Source organism: Flavobacterium sp. LM4, assembly GCF_002017935.1.
Lineage (GTDB): Bacteria > Bacteroidota > Bacteroidia > Flavobacteriales > Flavobacteriaceae > Flavobacterium > Flavobacterium chungangense.
On the sequence record NZ_MUFW01000001.1, the window covers coordinates 97,937 to 113,860 of the forward strand.

General features: G+C 35.3%; 13 protein-coding genes and 1 pseudogene. 13 read left to right on the plus strand and 1 reads right to left on the minus strand.

Annotation, left to right across the window (positions count from 1 at the left end; all coding sequences use genetic code 11):
* Positions 1-88 precede the first annotated feature (88 nt).
* The 7 genes and pseudogenes from BXU10_RS00285 (at position 89) to BXU10_RS00315 (ending at position 8,135) form a co-directional block, all read left to right on the plus strand.
* Positions 89-895 carry an SDR family oxidoreductase gene (locus BXU10_RS00285; RefSeq protein ID WP_078225635.1) on the plus strand — a complete coding sequence of 269 codons (807 nt, stop codon included), beginning with the start codon at positions 89-91 and terminating at the stop codon, positions 893-895.
* Positions 896-907: 12 nt separating this feature from the next.
* Entirely contained in the window at positions 908-1,213 is a 306-nt protein-coding gene (locus BXU10_RS00290) for a hypothetical protein (RefSeq protein ID WP_078225636.1), read from the plus strand.
* A 17-nt stretch (positions 1,214-1,230) separates the two neighbouring features.
* Complete coding sequence (locus tag BXU10_RS00295) at positions 1,231-2,145, plus strand: AraC family transcriptional regulator (protein ID WP_078225637.1); 915 nt, start codon at positions 1,231-1,233, stop codon at positions 2,143-2,145.
* A gap of 3 nt (positions 2,146-2,148) precedes the next feature.
* Complete coding sequence (locus BXU10_RS00300) at positions 2,149-2,418, plus strand: MazG-like protein (RefSeq protein ID WP_223255361.1); 270 nt, start codon at positions 2,149-2,151, stop codon at positions 2,416-2,418.
* A 222-nt stretch (positions 2,419-2,640) separates the two neighbouring features.
* Positions 2,641-4,088 (plus strand): annotated as a pseudogene (locus BXU10_RS00305) (IS1182 family transposase).
* A 415-nt stretch (positions 4,089-4,503) separates the two neighbouring features.
* A complete protein-coding gene (locus tag BXU10_RS00310; protein WP_078225638.1) occupies positions 4,504-5,676 on the plus strand; it encodes a hypothetical protein in 1,173 nt (390 codons plus the stop codon).
* A complete protein-coding gene (locus BXU10_RS00315; protein ID WP_078225639.1) occupies positions 5,676-8,135 on the plus strand; it encodes a tetratricopeptide repeat protein in 2,460 nt (819 codons plus the stop codon). The genes BXU10_RS00310 and BXU10_RS00315 overlap by 1 nt, the downstream gene beginning before the upstream one ends.
* 63 nt (positions 8,136-8,198) lie before the next feature.
* On the opposite strand, the gene BXU10_RS00320 is transcribed toward BXU10_RS00315, so the two are convergent.
* Entirely contained in the window at positions 8,199-9,455 is a 1,257-nt protein-coding gene (locus tag BXU10_RS00320) for an MFS transporter (RefSeq protein ID WP_078225640.1), read from the minus strand.
* A gap of 381 nt (positions 9,456-9,836) precedes the next feature.
* On the opposite strand from BXU10_RS00320, the gene BXU10_RS00325 reads away from it, so the two are divergent.
* The 6 genes from BXU10_RS00325 to BXU10_RS00350 all read left to right on the plus strand — a co-directional run bounded on the left by BXU10_RS00325 (position 9,837) and on the right by BXU10_RS00350 (position 15,905).
* Entirely contained in the window at positions 9,837-11,078 is a 1,242-nt protein-coding gene (locus BXU10_RS00325) for a ribulose-bisphosphate carboxylase large subunit family protein (protein WP_078225641.1), read from the plus strand.
* A complete protein-coding gene (locus BXU10_RS00330) occupies positions 11,078-12,457 on the plus strand; it encodes a four-carbon acid sugar kinase family protein (RefSeq protein ID WP_078225642.1) in 1,380 nt (459 codons plus the stop codon). The genes BXU10_RS00325 and BXU10_RS00330 overlap by 1 nt, the downstream gene beginning before the upstream one ends.
* The gene (locus BXU10_RS00335; RefSeq protein ID WP_078225643.1) at positions 12,454-13,116 is read left to right on the plus strand and encodes an aspartate/glutamate racemase family protein; all 663 of its coding nucleotides are present in this window, start codon (positions 12,454-12,456) and stop codon (positions 13,114-13,116) included. Before BXU10_RS00330 ends, BXU10_RS00335 begins: the two co-directional genes overlap by 4 nt.
* Positions 13,117-13,252: 136 nt before the next feature.
* Positions 13,253-14,536 carry a bile acid:sodium symporter family protein gene (locus BXU10_RS00340; protein ID WP_223255362.1) on the plus strand — a complete coding sequence of 428 codons (1,284 nt, stop codon included), beginning with the start codon at positions 13,253-13,255 and terminating at the stop codon, positions 14,534-14,536.
* Between the two features lie 254 nt (positions 14,537-14,790).
* Complete coding sequence (locus BXU10_RS00345; protein WP_078227865.1) at positions 14,791-15,099, plus strand: hypothetical protein; 309 nt, start codon at positions 14,791-14,793, stop codon at positions 15,097-15,099.
* Positions 15,100-15,155: 56 nt separating this feature from the next.
* A complete protein-coding gene (locus BXU10_RS00350; RefSeq protein ID WP_078227866.1) occupies positions 15,156-15,905 on the plus strand; it encodes a hypothetical protein in 750 nt (249 codons plus the stop codon).
* Positions 15,906-15,924: the final 19 nt, after the last annotated feature.

Genomic DNA, 15,924 nt, shown 5'->3' on the forward strand with positions numbered 1-15,924 from the left:
CATTTTGGCTAATCCAAACTCCAAAACGGCTAATTCCAACTTGAGACTTCGGCTGATCTTTGCATTATAAATTTAAAACAATCAAAAAATGCAAAAGACAATTTTTATTACAGGAGCTTCATCAGGATTAGGAAAATCAACAGCAAAATTATTTCAAAGCAAAGGCTGGCAGGTAATCGCCACCATGCGTAATCCCGAAAAAGAAACCGAATTAAATCAATTAGAAAACGTAATTGTACTTCCGCTTGACGTTTCAAATTCAGGTCAAATAAAAGCAACAATCAAAAATGTCACAGAGAAATATACTGTTGATGTCGTGTTGAACAATGCCGGATATGGTTTAATTGGTGCTTTAGAATCTTTGGAAGAAGAACAAATTGAACGTCAAATCGAGACTAATTTATTGGGTGTTATTAAAGTTTCAAAAGCTTTTGTATCTCACTTTCGTAAAAAGAAAAGCGGCACTTTTATCAATGTCACTTCGACATTTGGCTTAATGGGTTTTCCGACTTGTTCGATTTACAGTGCTACCAAATTTGCGGTTGATGGTTTCTCTGAAAGTTTAGCTTCAGAATTGGTTCAATTTGGTATTCAGGTAAAAGTAGTCGCGCCGGGCGGAATGCAGACAGATTTTGCAGTTCGATCTATGGAAGTTGCACAACATCCTGCATACGAAAAACTAACGGCTGAAGTAAGCAAAGGTTACAGCGCAGAAAAACTGGAGAATTACACCAAAGCCGAAGATGTTGCCCAAATTATCTACCAAGCGGCAACTGACAATAAAAACCAACTGCGATATGTTGCAGGGAATGATGCCAATGCTTTGTATGATGAACGTTTGAAATTGGGTGCCGAAACGCAGGTCCAAAACATCAAAACTATGTTTACTTTTTAATTTTAGAATCACATGAAAAATAAAGCGATAGAATTGACTACTTTTAAACTAAATGGTTTTACAACACAACAATTTATTGATGCGAATGCTGAAATTGATGCATTTTTACAACGTCAAAAAGGATTTTGTTCCCGAACTATTTTCGAACTCAAAAAAGGCGTTGTGTATGATATGCTCGTTTGGGACAGTGCCGAAGATGGAACCAATGCCATGCACAAATTAATGTCAGAACTTAGTGATTCTGTTGTTCACGACATGATCGATCAAAGTACCGTGAGCTGGAACATTGCGCCAGTAGAACATTTCGTAAATTTGTAAAACAATCGTACTTCAAAATGAAAAATCAGCCTAAAATATTCCAGTCGATATCAGAATTGCATAAAGCGATGGGACAGCCAAAACCCATGCATCCGCTAATTAGTGTTTTGGATTATGGCAAAGCGATTTTTGATCCAAAGGATTTTGAGCAGGGCATCATTTTAGATTTTTATAAGATATCTTTTAAAACTAATTTCTCCGGAAAATTGCGTTACGGACATGGTTTCTATGATTTTGAAGAAGGCGGAATGTCATTTGTGGCACCCGGACAAATTTTGAAAATGCAGGAAGAAGAAGCCGATTACAGCGGAATGTCACTAAATATTCATCCTGATTTTATTCGGCCTTATACATTAAATGAAAATATTAAAAAGTATGGTTTCTTCTCGTATTCTGCTGCCGAAGCTTTGTATTTATCAGAGAAAGAAAAGGAAACAATTTTCGCTGTTTTTGCTAATATTCAGGACGAACTCGATCAGCGAATTGACAATTTTAGTCAGGACGTAATTATTTCGCAATTAGAGCTTTTGCTGAATTACAGCAATCGTTTTTACAACAGGCAGTTTATTACCCGAAAAGCGGTTAATAACGATGTGCTTTCTAAACTCGAAAACCTGCTTGAAGATTATTTTAATACCGAAAAATCGCTTGAAAATGGCTTGCCAACGGTACAATTTGTCGCAGATGAACTGCAATTGTCATCAAGATATCTGAGCGATTTATTGCGAAGTGTTTCGGGGCAAAATACACAACAGTTTATTCATGATAAACTGATCGAAAAAGCAAAAGAATACATTGCAAAAGGAACTTGGTCTATTTCTGAAATTGCTTATAAACTTGGGTTTGAGCATCCGCAATCGTTCAATAAATTGTTTAAGAAAAAAACGAATGTGAGTCCGGTTGCTTTTCAGGAATTATTCAATAAAAATTAAATTATGGCATCAATAAATTTTGAACAATTAAAAGAACGTTCTTTAAAAATAAGAGCAAAATATAGGGAACTTGAACTTACACATCACGGCAGCGAATGGACGGTTGAAGAAGATGCATTGGCTTTTTTAACCGATGCAGGTTTGGTTGGACGTCACGTAATGTCTCAGCAAGGAAGATGGCCAAAAGGAAATACAGAAGAAGAATTGAAATACAAATTAGGAGAATCTATTTGGTGGCTTACCGTTTTAGCCGAAAGAATGAATATTAATTGAAGAAGCAACCGAAGAATTTTTAACTAAAACAGAAGAATTGTTTGAGTAATACATTTGATTGATTTTCTTCGATGTAGATGAACATATCAAAAAACTCCGTTAGCGATAGAGGGCACTGAAAAAGTCTTTTCACAAATAAATTGTTAATTAATAAGGAGCAGAAGCTAAAAGTTTTCTGCTCCTTTTTTTGTATCTTTTTAGTGTAATCATAAGGCTTTTTAGATGTTAATTCAACAGCACCAAATTCAGTTTAGTCCCTACTCTTCATTATATGATTTAATTGTTCCTCAGGATAATCTCCTTAGAAAAATCAACGAACTCATAGACTTTTCATTCATCTACGATGAGTTGTTAAATAAATATTGTACAAATAATGGTCGCACAGCAGAAAGCCCAGTGCGTATGTTTAAGTATTTGCTTCTAAAAACAATTTATGATGTCTCGGATGTTGATATAGTAGAACGTTCACGTTTTGACATGTCTTTTAAGTATTTCTTAGAAATGACGCCAGAAGAGAGCGTTATTAATCCAAGTTCATTGACTAAATTTCGTAAACTTCGTCTTAAAGATACAGACTTATTAAATCTACTCATTGGTAAAACAGTAACTATAGCTGTTGAAAAGGGAATCATTAAATCCAGGTCTATTATAGTAGATGCTACACATACTTTATCGAGATCAAATCCATTTGCAGCAATTGATGTATTAAGAGAGCGCTCTAAACTTCTACGAAGAACAATATATTTATTTGATGATAAATTCAAAAAGCATATGCCTGAGAAGAACACTACCAATGAATTAGAAAAAGAATTAGCTTATTGTAAAGAACTGGAGCAGCGTATAGAAAAAGAAGAATCTTTGAGTTCTATACCTGCTGTAAAAGAAAAGCTAAACCTGCTTAAAGAAACTATAGAAGATACTCAGGAAAATTATATTTTATCAAAAGATACAGATGCTAAAACGGGTCATAAATCCGCTGATAGCTCTTTCTTTGGATACAAGACTCATTTAGCGATGACCGAAGAGCGCATCATCACAGCGGCTGTAGTAACCTCAGGAGAGAAAGGAGACGGACCAGAATTACCTAAACTTTTGAAGATTAGTCAGGAAAATGGAATCGATGTTGATACTATTATTGGTGATGCAGCTTATGCAGGGAAAGAAAATCTTAAACTTACAAGTGAGCAAAACATTCAAATAGTAGCCAAGCTAAATTCTTCCATAACACAAGGATTCAGAACAGATCAAGACAAATTTGACTACAATAAAGATGCTGATAGAATGGTTTGTCCCGCAGGACATATGGCTATACGAAAATCGAAACAGGGTAAAAAAAATGTAGGAAGAAATCAAGTAGAGACCCATTATTTTGATGTCGAAAAATGTAAGTCTTGCCCATTAAAAGAAGGATGTTACAAAGAAGGATCAAAAACAAAAACATATTCAATATCGATAAAATCAGAATTACACAAAGAACAAATTGCTTTTCAAGAAACCGACTACTATAAGGAAAAGGCAAAACATCGATACAAAATAGAAGCTAAAAACAGTGAGTTAAAAAATGTACATGGCTATGATAGAGCAATATCATATGGCATCACCAATATGCAAATGCAAGGACAATGGCTATTTTTACAGTCAACTTAAAAAGAATACTGAAATTAATATAAGAAACCATAAAATAAGTATACTTCTATAAAATGCCCCTCTATAAATCAAAAATCAACACATATAACGTCAAATAAAAAACAGTTATAAAACGAAAAACGCTTATAGCGGATTTTTTAAAGTCCTGTTATAAGCGGTTTTTTATTGTCCAAAAAATAAACCTGATCAAAATAAGGGATGTTTTTCAGTGCCCTCTAGCGATAATGGAGTTTTTTTGTGGAATTTCGTTTATGATTTGGGCATATCCCTACGGGTCGGGCTGTCCATTATATCTTTTGTTCCCTAAAGAAGGAAAACAAAAGGATGCCATTTCCATCCCTTATGCGGGAGTTGGTTTCAGAAGATGTTAATTTTTAATATACAAATTTGTATACATACAAATTTGTATATATATTTGTCTGAAATAAAAAATGTAATATGATAAATAATATAACTGGTTCTCCTGTAGAAGGCAACAATTTTTTTGGAAGAGAAAAGGAATTAGAATATGTATGGAAACATATTCAAAAAGGAAATTCAATAATACTATCTGCTCCTAGAAGGGTTGGGAAATCTTCTTTAGCAAAAAAAATAATAACGCAGGCTCATGCTGCAGGTTGGAATACTTTGGAAATTAATCTGGAAGAAATTAAATCTGAAGAAGGCTTTTTAAAAGTCTTTATTAAGGAATTACAAAAGCAGGATTGGTGGGAAAAAGCAAAAAGTACTTCTTCCGATTTAATTGAGTCATTACTATCTGGAATTAAACTGTCAGGAGAAGTATTTGGTGTAAAAGGGAGTTTTGAATACCAAAAAGAAAAAGAGGATTCATATGATAATTTAAAAAAGTTACTTAATCATGGAGAAGAAACATTAATAATGGTTGATGAACTAACAGTATTATTAAATAGTTTTATAGAAAGCGATCCTGTTAATGGAAAGAAAAATGCTGAATTCTTTTTGAACTGGTTAAGAAGCTTTAGACAAGTTTCAGGAACTAAAATTCATTGGATATTTTGTAGTTCAATAGGGATAGATAATTTTACAAGTCAACATAATTTGAGTCATACATTTAATGATGTTGATCCTTATTCAATTGGGGCATTTAAAAGAGAAAAGGCTAAAGAACTGCTATTTGAATTAGCAAAATCAGATCAAATTGTACTTTCCGAAGAAATAATTGATTATAAATTGGATAAGTTAGGATGGTTACTTCCGTATTTTATACAGATTTTATTTTTTAAATTCTATCATTTAGTACAGGTTGAAGATAAAGAAATTACAAATGAAACTGTTGACGAAGCATACAATTTATTAATAAGCGAAAAACATCTGAACACTTGGGAAGAAAGGTTGCAAGAGTATAACGAATTAGAAAATTATGCCCGAGAATTGTTGAAAAGGCTTTCAAATAATAAACAAGGAGAGAGTAGAAGTGTTCTTGTTTCTTTTTTAAATACTAAAATTAATGATCCTGAAAAGGCGGATTCAACTTTAAGTAAACTTCTTTATATGTTGCAAAACGATGGCTATTTAATTGAAGAAGAATTAAAGTATAGTTTTCGTTCTCCGCTATTAAGAGATTTTTGGTATAACAGATTTTCAAAATAATGGATAAAGTAAAACACATATCATTAAGTCAATTAGGCTTATACAATCCACAGAGGTTGGATGATGAAACTGTTGAAAGTTTGTTTGTTGTGAGACAAAAATACTTTCAGTTATTGATGGATAAGATTAATAAGGAAAAACCAAATAGTATTCCACAGCATTATTTGTTTATTGGTCAGAGGGGAATGGGGAAAAGCACTTTATTAAAAAGAATAGAAGTGGAGTTAAGAAAGGATGATTCGAAATTTATTCCATTACTTTTTCCGGAAGAACAATACAACCTAAATAATTTATCAGAATTCTGGCTGAACAGTTTAGATGCTTTAGCCGATGTTTTGGAGTTGATAAAAATGAAAGACGAAGTTAGGTTAATTGACTCAAAAGTTAAAGAACTTGGCAGTATTAAAGATGATGAAGAATTGGCAAGACAAGCTTTTCAATTTTTGATTGAAATGTCAAAAAAAATCAACAAAAGACCCGTGTTGTTAATCGATAATATGAGTTTTATTTTTGATAGATTAGATAAAAGTGAGCAACATAAATTGCGTGCATGGCTGATGCAAAACGAGGCACCAATTCTTATTGGAGCAAGTGCTGTAGAAATTGAAGATACTTTTGATTATGGTGCGCCTTTTTATGATGCTTTTCAGATTAGTTACTTAAATAAATTGAGTTTTGAAGAGCTTCTGGATATTTTAAATAATCTGGCAAAATTGACCAATGCGCAGGAAATTTTAGCAAATATTAATGAAGAGATTGCTCGCCTAAAAACTATACATCAGCTTACAGGAGGCAATCCAAGAACAGCTGTAATGCTTTTTAAAATTATCGTTAAAGGATTTTCCAAAGAAATTAATGACGATTTGGAAGCATTATTAGATGAGATAACACCGTTGTATAAAGCTAGATTTGAAGAGTTATCTGTACAAATGCAGATTATTGTTGATGCAATAGCTTTACATTGGGATCCAATGAATCTGGAACAACTGAGAGCCGAAACCAGATTAGAAAACGGTCAACTTTCACCTCAATTAAAAAGATTAGTGGAATTAGGCTGGCTAGAAAAATTAGATGCTTATAAAGCTAAAGGAAGCGCTTATCAAATTAGTGAACGATTTTTTAATATCTGGTTTTTGATGCGCCGAAGCAGTCGCAGACAAAAGAAAGAATTATATTGTTTGTCTAAATTTTTAGAAACTTTTTATGGAGAAGATTTATATACGATGGCTAAAAATAGTTTAGCGATAGAGAGTAAAAGTCTAAATCATATTACGTACAATTTGGCAATGGCAGAAGTGGTAAAAGATAAAGATTTGAAAAAACAACTTACCGATAAATGTTATAAAGACTTAAAATATGAAGCTAAAGAGAATCCTGAAATTTATGAAAAATTTGGTTTGCCTAAAGATTTGGATCTAATTAACATATCGAATGATGAATATTTAAATCTTGAAAAAGAATATTTAGATGAAGCCATGGCAAGACATACGGATGCTAATTCTTGGTTTAACCTAGGATGTTTTTATCAAGAATTCAAAAAGAATAAAAAATCTGAAAATGCGTATTTAACAGCAATAAAGTTAACTGAATATAATTCAGGAGCGTGGAATAATTTAGGAAATTTATATAGAAATGATTTAGAATTGAACGGAAATGCAGAAGAGGCCTATTTGAAAGCTATTGAATCTGATGTAAATAATCCATTGCCAGTATATAATTTGGGAATATTATATCAATATGATTTGGAAAAATATGAACAAGCTGAAAAGATGTATCTTGCTTGTAATAAAATGAATCATAATGATTTTGAATCGTTTTTTAATTTAGGTAGGCTATATCATCAAAATTTGCTAAAGTATAATGATGCTGAAAAAATGTATTTGAAAGCAATTGAAATAAATCAAGATGATTCTGATACGTGGAATAATCTAGGAAATATATATCACGATAATTTACAAAATGAAGAAAAAGCTGAAAAGGCATATTTAAGAGCAATAGAATTAGATCCTAATTCGCTAATACCAAAGTATAATTTAGTTTTCTTGTATAGAGATAAAATGAATAAGCTTAATGAGGCAGAACTTTATTTTAGCAAACTAGAAATTGATAAAGAGGCAGAAGATAGTTATTGGTTAAATAAATCACTTTTTGAATTGTATAAGCGAAATGAAGGTATTGCAAAAGAATATATTGAAAAAGCATTCAAGAAAATAGAAGATATTCTTCCTGTAGATACTCAGGATGATTGGTGGCGTTTTGGAGCAGTTGCTATAAAATTAGGTTACGCTAATTGGTTTTTATCTATTCTTGAAGAAAATGGTTTTGATACTATTTTAGCGCCTTATTATGTAGCCATAAAAGCATTAACTGAAAAAGATAGCAAAGGTTATCTAAATAGTAAAGCAGTAGAAATACGGGATCCGGCAAGAAAAATAATGGAGATTATGGAAAAGTATTAATCAAATTTTAAATCAAAACCTCATTTTTAATTTAATGAGGTTTTGTGTTTATTTGCTCAACCCTCATTCCCCCTCTGTCATATCTATAGTTTTTGGATGCAAACTCAACAGTTGTAAAACAATCGCAGTAACCACAACAAATAACAGCAATACAAAAACGTGTCTCATTCCTCCATTATCAGCAGCTTTTCCTAAAAACTCGGTGATAACAGCCCCGGCCGAAATACCTACAAAATTCATAATTCCGTATCCGGTAGCACGGTAGCGGGGTGCAACAAACTGGCAAAGAATAGGCATATTGTTCGTGTCGTATATTCCGAATCCAAGTCCAAAAAGAATAGCACCAAAAATAATAGCTGCTGTGTCGCAGCAGTAGCCAAATAAAAACAATGCCGGAATGGTAAGAAACAATCCAATAGCGCTGGTGTAAATTCTTCCTTTAAGATGTTTCATCACCCATCTGTCTGAAATGGCACCACCAATTAAAACGCCAAAAAAGGAAGACATCGAAATGGTTACTGTTGCAATTGGTCCCGCCAGAGACATGTCTAAATGTAACGTTTCAGTAAATAAGGTCGGTAACCAGTTTTTGGCGGCCCAACCGGGTAAACTTGGTGCAGAGAAATAAAAGAGTATAACCCAAAAGGAAATATTACCAAATAATATTCCCAATCCTTTAAACATCTGTCTGAATTCAGAGATTGTAGATGACTTTTTTGCAGGATCAAAAAAATACGTTTTCTTTTCCTGTAAAAAAAAGATCAGTACGAAACTGTAAAGTACACCAAGTAAGCCTACGGAGTGAAAGCTGAAATGCCAGGAAAAATGCTTAGAAACAGTCGCTCCAAAACCGCCTAGTGCCTGTCCTAAATAAATTCCGGTGGTATGAATGGCAATAGCAAAAGAGCGTGTTTTTTCCTGATGGTAATCTGCAATTAAGGATAATGCTGCCGGAATATAAAAAGCTTCACTAAAACCCATAATGCCGCGCAAAATATAAATCTGATTGAAAGTGGTGGCATAACCCATCGCCATAGTCACCCCGGACCAGATAAAAAGACTTGCTATGATGATTCTTTTTCGGTTAAACCGGTCCGCTATAATTCCGGAAACAGGGCTCATAAGCGCATAGATCCAAAGAAAAATAGCCATTAGGAGACCGAAATTTTCAGCTTTAGCCAATTCAGGAATGTCATCCATCATGGCTGACTTCATAGTGGAAAGCATTTGTCTGTCTAAATAATTCAATAAAGCAACAAACCACAACAATCCCACAACAATCCATGGATAGGATTTTTTTTCATTCAATTTTGCAATCATTTTCTTTTTTCAAAATAAAGGCCGAATATACGAATTCAAACGCAACAGGAAATAATTGTTTTTCGATCTGATTTGTTTGTGGTGTTTGCTATTTGATTCTTACTTTGTTTTCTTTTTTGAAAGATTATAAAAATGTAAAATGTTGTTTTCTAGCCCCGATCGCAGTGAAAATCCTTTTGTGCCGGGGTTCGGCACATAAGATTGCAACGAAGAGCGGGACTAATGTTTACTGATAGTTCCCAATCTTTCTGCTCCTGAAATTAAAATATAGGATTCAGGTTATTAACTTGACTTCAAAAATAAATTCGCATACAGTACACAGCAGGACACTTACTCCCTATAAATTCATTTATTTAGGATTTCTTAAAAAATTGAAAAACAATGGAAAGAGTTTTTGCAGAATATCTTATCGAGACGCCTTATGATGTAGAACAGGCTTCGGCGGTTTTGGCGGGCGAGCAGTCCTCGGGAACTTTTGTATCTGTTCCGGGCGAAACCGAAGAATTGAAAAAACGTTTTGCCGCAAGGGTAGAGGATATTCAGTTATTGGATTTGGCAGACAAACCATCCATTCCGGGCGGAAGTATTCCAGGGAAAAAATACCAGAAAGCAAGAGTAAAAGTAAGCTGGTCGATAGAAAACTTTGGCTATAATCTGCCGGTTTTGATTAGCACTTTACAAGGAAATCTATACGAAATCACACAATTTACCGGATTGAAACTAATGGATTTTGAAGTGCCGGATTCTTTCGCAACTCATTTCAAAGGACCAAAATTCGGAATCAAAGGCTCTAAATTATCCTGTGGCGTAACCGACAGGCCGATGATTGGAACGATTATAAAACCAAGTATCGGAATGAGTGTGGAGGAAACCGCGACTTTGTTAAAATCACTGATTGATGCCGGAATCGATTTTATCAAAGACGATGAATTGATGGGATCTGCCGCCAATTCGCCTTTTGATGAAAGGGTAAAAGCGATTATGAAAGTCATTCGTGACAACGAACAAAAAACAGGTAAAAAAGTAATGTACGCCTTCAATATCAGTGATGAAATTGACGAAATGCAACGAAAATACGATTTGATTAAAAAAGAAGGAGGAAGCTGTGCGATGATCAGCATCAACAGTGTGGGGCTTTCGGGAACAAAGAAAATCTGTGATCAGGGCGAACTCGTTATTCACGGTCACAGAAACGGCTGGGGAATGCTGAACCGACATCCGCTGTTGGGAATTGAATTTCCGGCTTATCAAAAAATTCAGCGTCTGGCAGGAGTCGATCAACTGCATGTTAATGGCATCCAGAATAAATTTTGGGAATCGGATGATTCGGTAGTGACTTCGATAAAATCCTGTTTGAAACCCTTTTTGGGCGGATACGAAATATTACCTGTAGTATCTTCGGGACAATGGGGCGGACAAGCCGTAGAAACCTACAGAAGAACCCAAACCACCGATTTGCTGTATATGGCAGGCGGTGGAATCTTGGCACATCCAATGGGGCCAAAAGCCGGAGTAAATGCATTACAGCAAGCCTGGACAGGAGCCGTTGACGGTTTGTCTGTAGAAGAAACCGCTTTAAAATATCCGGAATTTGCAGAATCAGTTAAGAAATTTTCGAAATAATGAAGGACGATAAATTGCTATTGGCCTATTATGGCGACGACTTCACGGGCTCTACGGATGCCCTTGAATTCCTTACCCTGGCCGGAGTGAAAACCGTTCTCTTTCTTCGAAAACCGGAACAAAAAGACCTGGATCGTTTTCCGGGAATTAAGGCGATTGGTCTGGCTGGAAAAAGCCGATCGATGTCACCGTCGGAAATGGGCACAGAACTTTATAGTGCTTTTGAAAATCTGAAAAGTTTTGCCCCAAATCACTTTCATTATAAAGTCTGTTCCACTTTCGATTCGGCACCACATGTGGGAAACATCGGAAAAGCAATCGAAATCGGAAGCGAAGTTTTCAATCAGAAAACGGTTTTGGTTTCACCATCAGCACCACATTTAGGGAGATTTTGTGTTTTCGGAAATCTGTTTGCCCGAATGAGAACGATCGGAAACGGCGAAATTTATCGTATCGACCGACATCCATCCATGATCAAACATCCTGTTACACCCGCTTTGGAAGGCGATTTGACTTTGCATCTGGCAAAACAAACGGAGAAATCCATCAATCTTGTCAATTTAACAACAATCGAAAAAGGCACATCAGCAGTTCTCGAAGCGGTAGAAAACAACAATGCTGAAATTCTGTTTTTTGACGGTTTCAATTTGGAACATCTCAAAACCATCGGAAGTGTTTTTAACCAATTGACAACTGACAAAACATTGTTTTCAGTAGGTTCATCCGGAATCGAAATGGCTTTGGGACTGGCTTGGGAAGACGAAAAAATCATCGGAAACGAAGCGATATTCGAATCAGCAGGAGAAGTTTCGCCCATACTCGTTTTATCGGGAAGCTGTTCTCCGGTAACATCCAGTCAAATTGAATATGCACTCGAAAATGGGTTTCTGGAAATCGCTTTAGAAAGTAAAGCTGTCGATATTCAACGTCAGGAAGCAATTATAAAAAACGCCGTTGCTCGAATTGTTGACAATTTCAATCAGGGAAAAAGCACGATTTTGCATACCAGCACAGGTTCAAGTGACCCGCGTATTGCTGAAACAGAGGCGTATTTCAGATCAAAAGGAATTTCGGAAAATGATATTCAGAAACAATGCAGTACTCTTTACGGAAGTGTTTTGGGGAGAATCACCAAAGAAGTTTTAAAAGCAGTTCCACTAAAAAGAATCCTTTTTGCAGGTGGCGATACTTCCAGTTATGCTGCCTCCGAATTGGAAATTCTGGCATTGGAAATGATCGCGCCAATAGCGCCCGGAGCACCGCTTTGCAAGGCCGTTTCGGACAATGAATGGGTTAATAGAATAGAAATGAATTTTAAAGGCGGACAAGTAGGTACGGCCGATTATTTTATAAAAGTATTAAAAGGAGAAAAATTATGAGTGCAAAAGTTTTAGGTTTCGTACATACATCAGCAACATTGGTTCCGTTGTTTCAGCAATTGAGTAATGAGTTTTTAGAGGGAATTGAAACATTCAATATAGTCGATGACAGCCTGATTAAAGACGTAATCAAAAAAGGAAAATTAATGCCCAATACGGCTTCCAGAGTGGTGAGTCACGTTAAACTTGCTGAATCAGCAGGTGCGGATGTAATTTTGGTAACCTGTTCGTCTATTGGTGTAGCGATTGAAACCGCTGCGACATTGAGTAACGTTCCGGTAATTCGTGTAGATCAGGCAATGGCGGATGAAGCAGTACAGATCAGCAATAAAATTGGAGTGATTGCCACTTTACCGACGACTCTTGAGCCAACGAGCGACCTGGTACGAAGAAGAGCCGAACTGGCAGGTAAAAATGCAACAATTACTTCCAAATTATGCGAAGGCGCTTTTGAAGCTTTAATGAGCGGAGATGCCCCAAAACATGACGAAATGGTAGCCAAAGCCCTAAAAGAATTAATGCAAGAAGTTGATGTAATTGTTTTGGCACAAGCTTCAATGGCGCGTGTAGTTGACGGTTTAAGCACCGAAGAAAAACTAGTGCCAATCTTAGCAAGTCCAGCCATTGCCATGAAAAAACTGGCAGAGCTTTATTTCTAACAAAAAAAATCATCATATAAGTTATATAAGGACATTTAAGCTAAGCGCAAAAGGCAACAACTTATATTTACTTATATAACTTATATGGTTTAAAGAAAAGTTCTGAATAAAATAATATGTTTTAATAATGTTTAGTATGCGTAAATATTTTCTTTGGGCTGCCCCACTATTTTTCATCGTTGCCGGTTTCGGCTGGTTACAGCAAATAGAAATTCTTTGGAAATTGGGTCTAATCTTTGGATTTTCCAGTATTGCCATTGGGGTAGGGCATCTGAAAGCATTAAGCGGCTATCAATATACGTTTTGGATTATCACAGCTGTCTGTGCCGGACTAATCTATCCTGATTTTTTCCTGCACGTCGGCAGTTTCGATATGCGCAACAAATGGCTTATTCTGATCATCATCCAAATGGTAATGTTCGGAATGGGAACTCAAATGAGCATTGAGGATTTTACAGGCATCCGAAAATCAGGTAAAGGTGTTCTGATTGGCTTGCTAGGACATTTTACCATCATGCCGATTATGGGTTTTTTAATTGCCAAAACATTTGCTTTTGAACCCGAAATCGCCGCCGGAATTATCCTGATAGGCTCCTGCAGCAGCGGACTGGCTTCCAATGTAATGACGTATATTGCAAAGGGAAATCTGGTTTTGTCCGTAACCGTAACGGCAATGTCTACTTTGGCAGCACCGATTATGACACCTTTCCTAATGAAAATATTTGCAGGAACTCTGGTTGAGGTACATTTTTTCAATATGATGATGGAAATTATCAAAATTGTGCTTGTGCCTTTGGCTGCAGCCATGATTCACGATATTCTGAAAAACTATGGAGCTGTCGCAAAAAGAAGAATTTATGTTTTGACTATTTTTTCAATAATTTGGTTGGCAGTTGTTGTTTTCTTCGGAAATTCTTTTGCTGTATCGGAAGACAGTACAGCAGCTCACGTTTTAGAAATCGTAAATTTCAGCTGTGGTGCTTTTATCGTGGGAGTATTATATCATTTATTGTATAAGGTGTATTCAAAAATTGATACGATTATGCCGTATTTCTCGATGTTCGGAATCATCTATTTTACGTTGGTGACTACCGCTGCGGGAAGAGATAACTTAATTCAGATTGGATTTTTGCTTTTCTTGGCTTCGGTACTGCACAATGGAGCAGGTTACTTTTTTGGTTATTGGCTCAGCAGATTAAGCGGTCTGGACAAAAAAAGCAGCCAGACAATTGCTTTCGAAGTCGGTCTTCAAAACGGCGGTATGGCTTCCGGATTGGCAGGAGCGATGGGAAAGCTGGCAACCGTTGGTCTGGCCTCAGCGGTATTCAGCCCGTGGATGAATGTTTCAGGTTCTCTACTCGCTAATTACTGGCGAAAAATAGGCAATCCCGAAGAGGAAACTACTACTGATATACATTAGAAAATAACAACTCCATTTTAACGATGGAGTTTTTTATAGGATTTAGTTTTATAATTTGGGCATAACCACAAGGGTCGGGCTGTCCATTGTATCTTTTGTTTCCTAAAGAAGGAAACAAAAGGATGCCATTCCCATCCCTTATGCAACAAGCAGTTTCATAATCAGGTTTTGGTTGATTTGTTTAAAATTTGTACTAAAAATAATGTTATATTAGCAGTATAATGTTAAAAATTGAGACGCAAAATAAAACATATATGATAACGGTGAAAGTAACCTATACAGTAAAATCTGAGTTTGTAGCAACAAACAAAGAGAATATTAACAAATTTCTGAGCGACTTCAAAAAATTGAACCCGTCTGAATTTAGTTACAACGTTTATTTACAGGAGGACGGAATAACTTTTCTTCATTTTTCAACCTACAAAAATGAAGAAATACAAAAGCAAATCCTCAATATTCCATCTTTTAAATCTTTTCAGGAACAAAGAGATAAAAGTGGATTAGATAACACACATAAAGTTGAAATTTTAAGTCTTGTAGGTTCTTCGACTGATCTTTTATAAAATTGGTGTAGAAAAGTGAAACATTAAAAATGTTGATGATCATTCAAATTAAAATTATGAATAAAAAATATTTCGTTTCAATTATAGCAGCATTTTTTGTTCTGTTGCAGAGTTGTAACAATTCCAATAAAAGTCAAACTCCTATTGAAAAAGAACAGGTTTCAATCAAAGAAGAAAAGAAATCAGAGGCAGTAGGGCGAAATTTAGAAACCCGAAAAACAATAGCCGATTTTATTCCGGCAGGCTACAAGATTTTTCAGGAAATTAAAGGAGATCTCAATAAAGATGGAGTAGAAGATCGCGTAATAATCATTAAAGGAACCAATAAAGAAAACATTATTACAGATGAATATCGTGGTGAATTAGATCGCAATAGAAGAGGAATAATTGTGCTTTTTAAGGAAAACGGCAATTACATTCAGGTAGTAAAGAATTATGATTGCTTCTCGTCTGAAAATGAAGATGGCGGTGTTTACTTTGCACCTGAATTAGACGTTAGTATAGAAAAAGGAAAACTCTATGTGCACTATGGTCACGGAAGATACGGATATTGGACTTATACTTTTAGATTAAAAAACAATGATTTCGAATTGATTGGATATGATTCGAGCGACAATTTCGGACCAAGAATTGATAGCGAAACCAGTATTAATTATTTAACAAAGAAGAAAGTAACTAAAACAAATACCAACCAGGAGGGAGAAGGTGGCGATGAAGTATTTGAAGAAAAAACAGAAAAAATAAAAGTGAATAAACTGGTTCAGTTATCAAAAATTAAGGATTTTGATGAGCTTGAAAGTACATAAAATCTATAAGTTGTTATTG

Excerpts from the sequence above, each read along its gene's own strand:
- BXU10_RS00300 (WP_223255361.1), top strand. The coding sequence starts at position 2,149 with ATGGCATCAATAAATTTTGAACAATTAAAAGAACGTTCTTTAAAAATA.
- BXU10_RS00290 (WP_078225636.1), top strand. The coding sequence starts at position 908 with ATGAAAAATAAAGCGATAGAATTGACTACTTTTAAACTAAATGGTTTT.
- BXU10_RS00315 (WP_078225639.1), top strand. The coding sequence starts at position 5,676 with ATGGATAAAGTAAAACACATATCATTAAGTCAATTAGGCTTATACAAT.
- BXU10_RS00350 (WP_078227866.1), top strand. The coding sequence starts at position 15,156 with ATGAATAAAAAATATTTCGTTTCAATTATAGCAGCATTTTTTGTTCTG.
- BXU10_RS00345 (WP_078227865.1), top strand. The coding sequence starts at position 14,791 with ATGATAACGGTGAAAGTAACCTATACAGTAAAATCTGAGTTTGTAGCA.
- BXU10_RS00335 (WP_078225643.1), top strand. The coding sequence starts at position 12,454 with ATGAGTGCAAAAGTTTTAGGTTTCGTACATACATCAGCAACATTGGTT.
- BXU10_RS00310 (WP_078225638.1), top strand. The coding sequence starts at position 4,504 with ATGATAAATAATATAACTGGTTCTCCTGTAGAAGGCAACAATTTTTTT.
- BXU10_RS00330 (WP_078225642.1), top strand. The coding sequence starts at position 11,078 with ATGAAGGACGATAAATTGCTATTGGCCTATTATGGCGACGACTTCACG.
- BXU10_RS00340 (WP_223255362.1), top strand. The coding sequence starts at position 13,253 with ATGCGTAAATATTTTCTTTGGGCTGCCCCACTATTTTTCATCGTTGCC.
- BXU10_RS00325 (WP_078225641.1), top strand. The coding sequence starts at position 9,837 with ATGGAAAGAGTTTTTGCAGAATATCTTATCGAGACGCCTTATGATGTA.
- BXU10_RS00285 (WP_078225635.1), top strand. The coding sequence starts at position 89 with ATGCAAAAGACAATTTTTATTACAGGAGCTTCATCAGGATTAGGAAAA.
- BXU10_RS00295 (WP_078225637.1), top strand. The coding sequence starts at position 1,231 with ATGAAAAATCAGCCTAAAATATTCCAGTCGATATCAGAATTGCATAAA.
- BXU10_RS00320 (WP_078225640.1), bottom strand. The coding sequence starts at position 9,455 with ATGATTGCAAAATTGAATGAAAAAAAATCCTATCCATGGATTGTTGTG.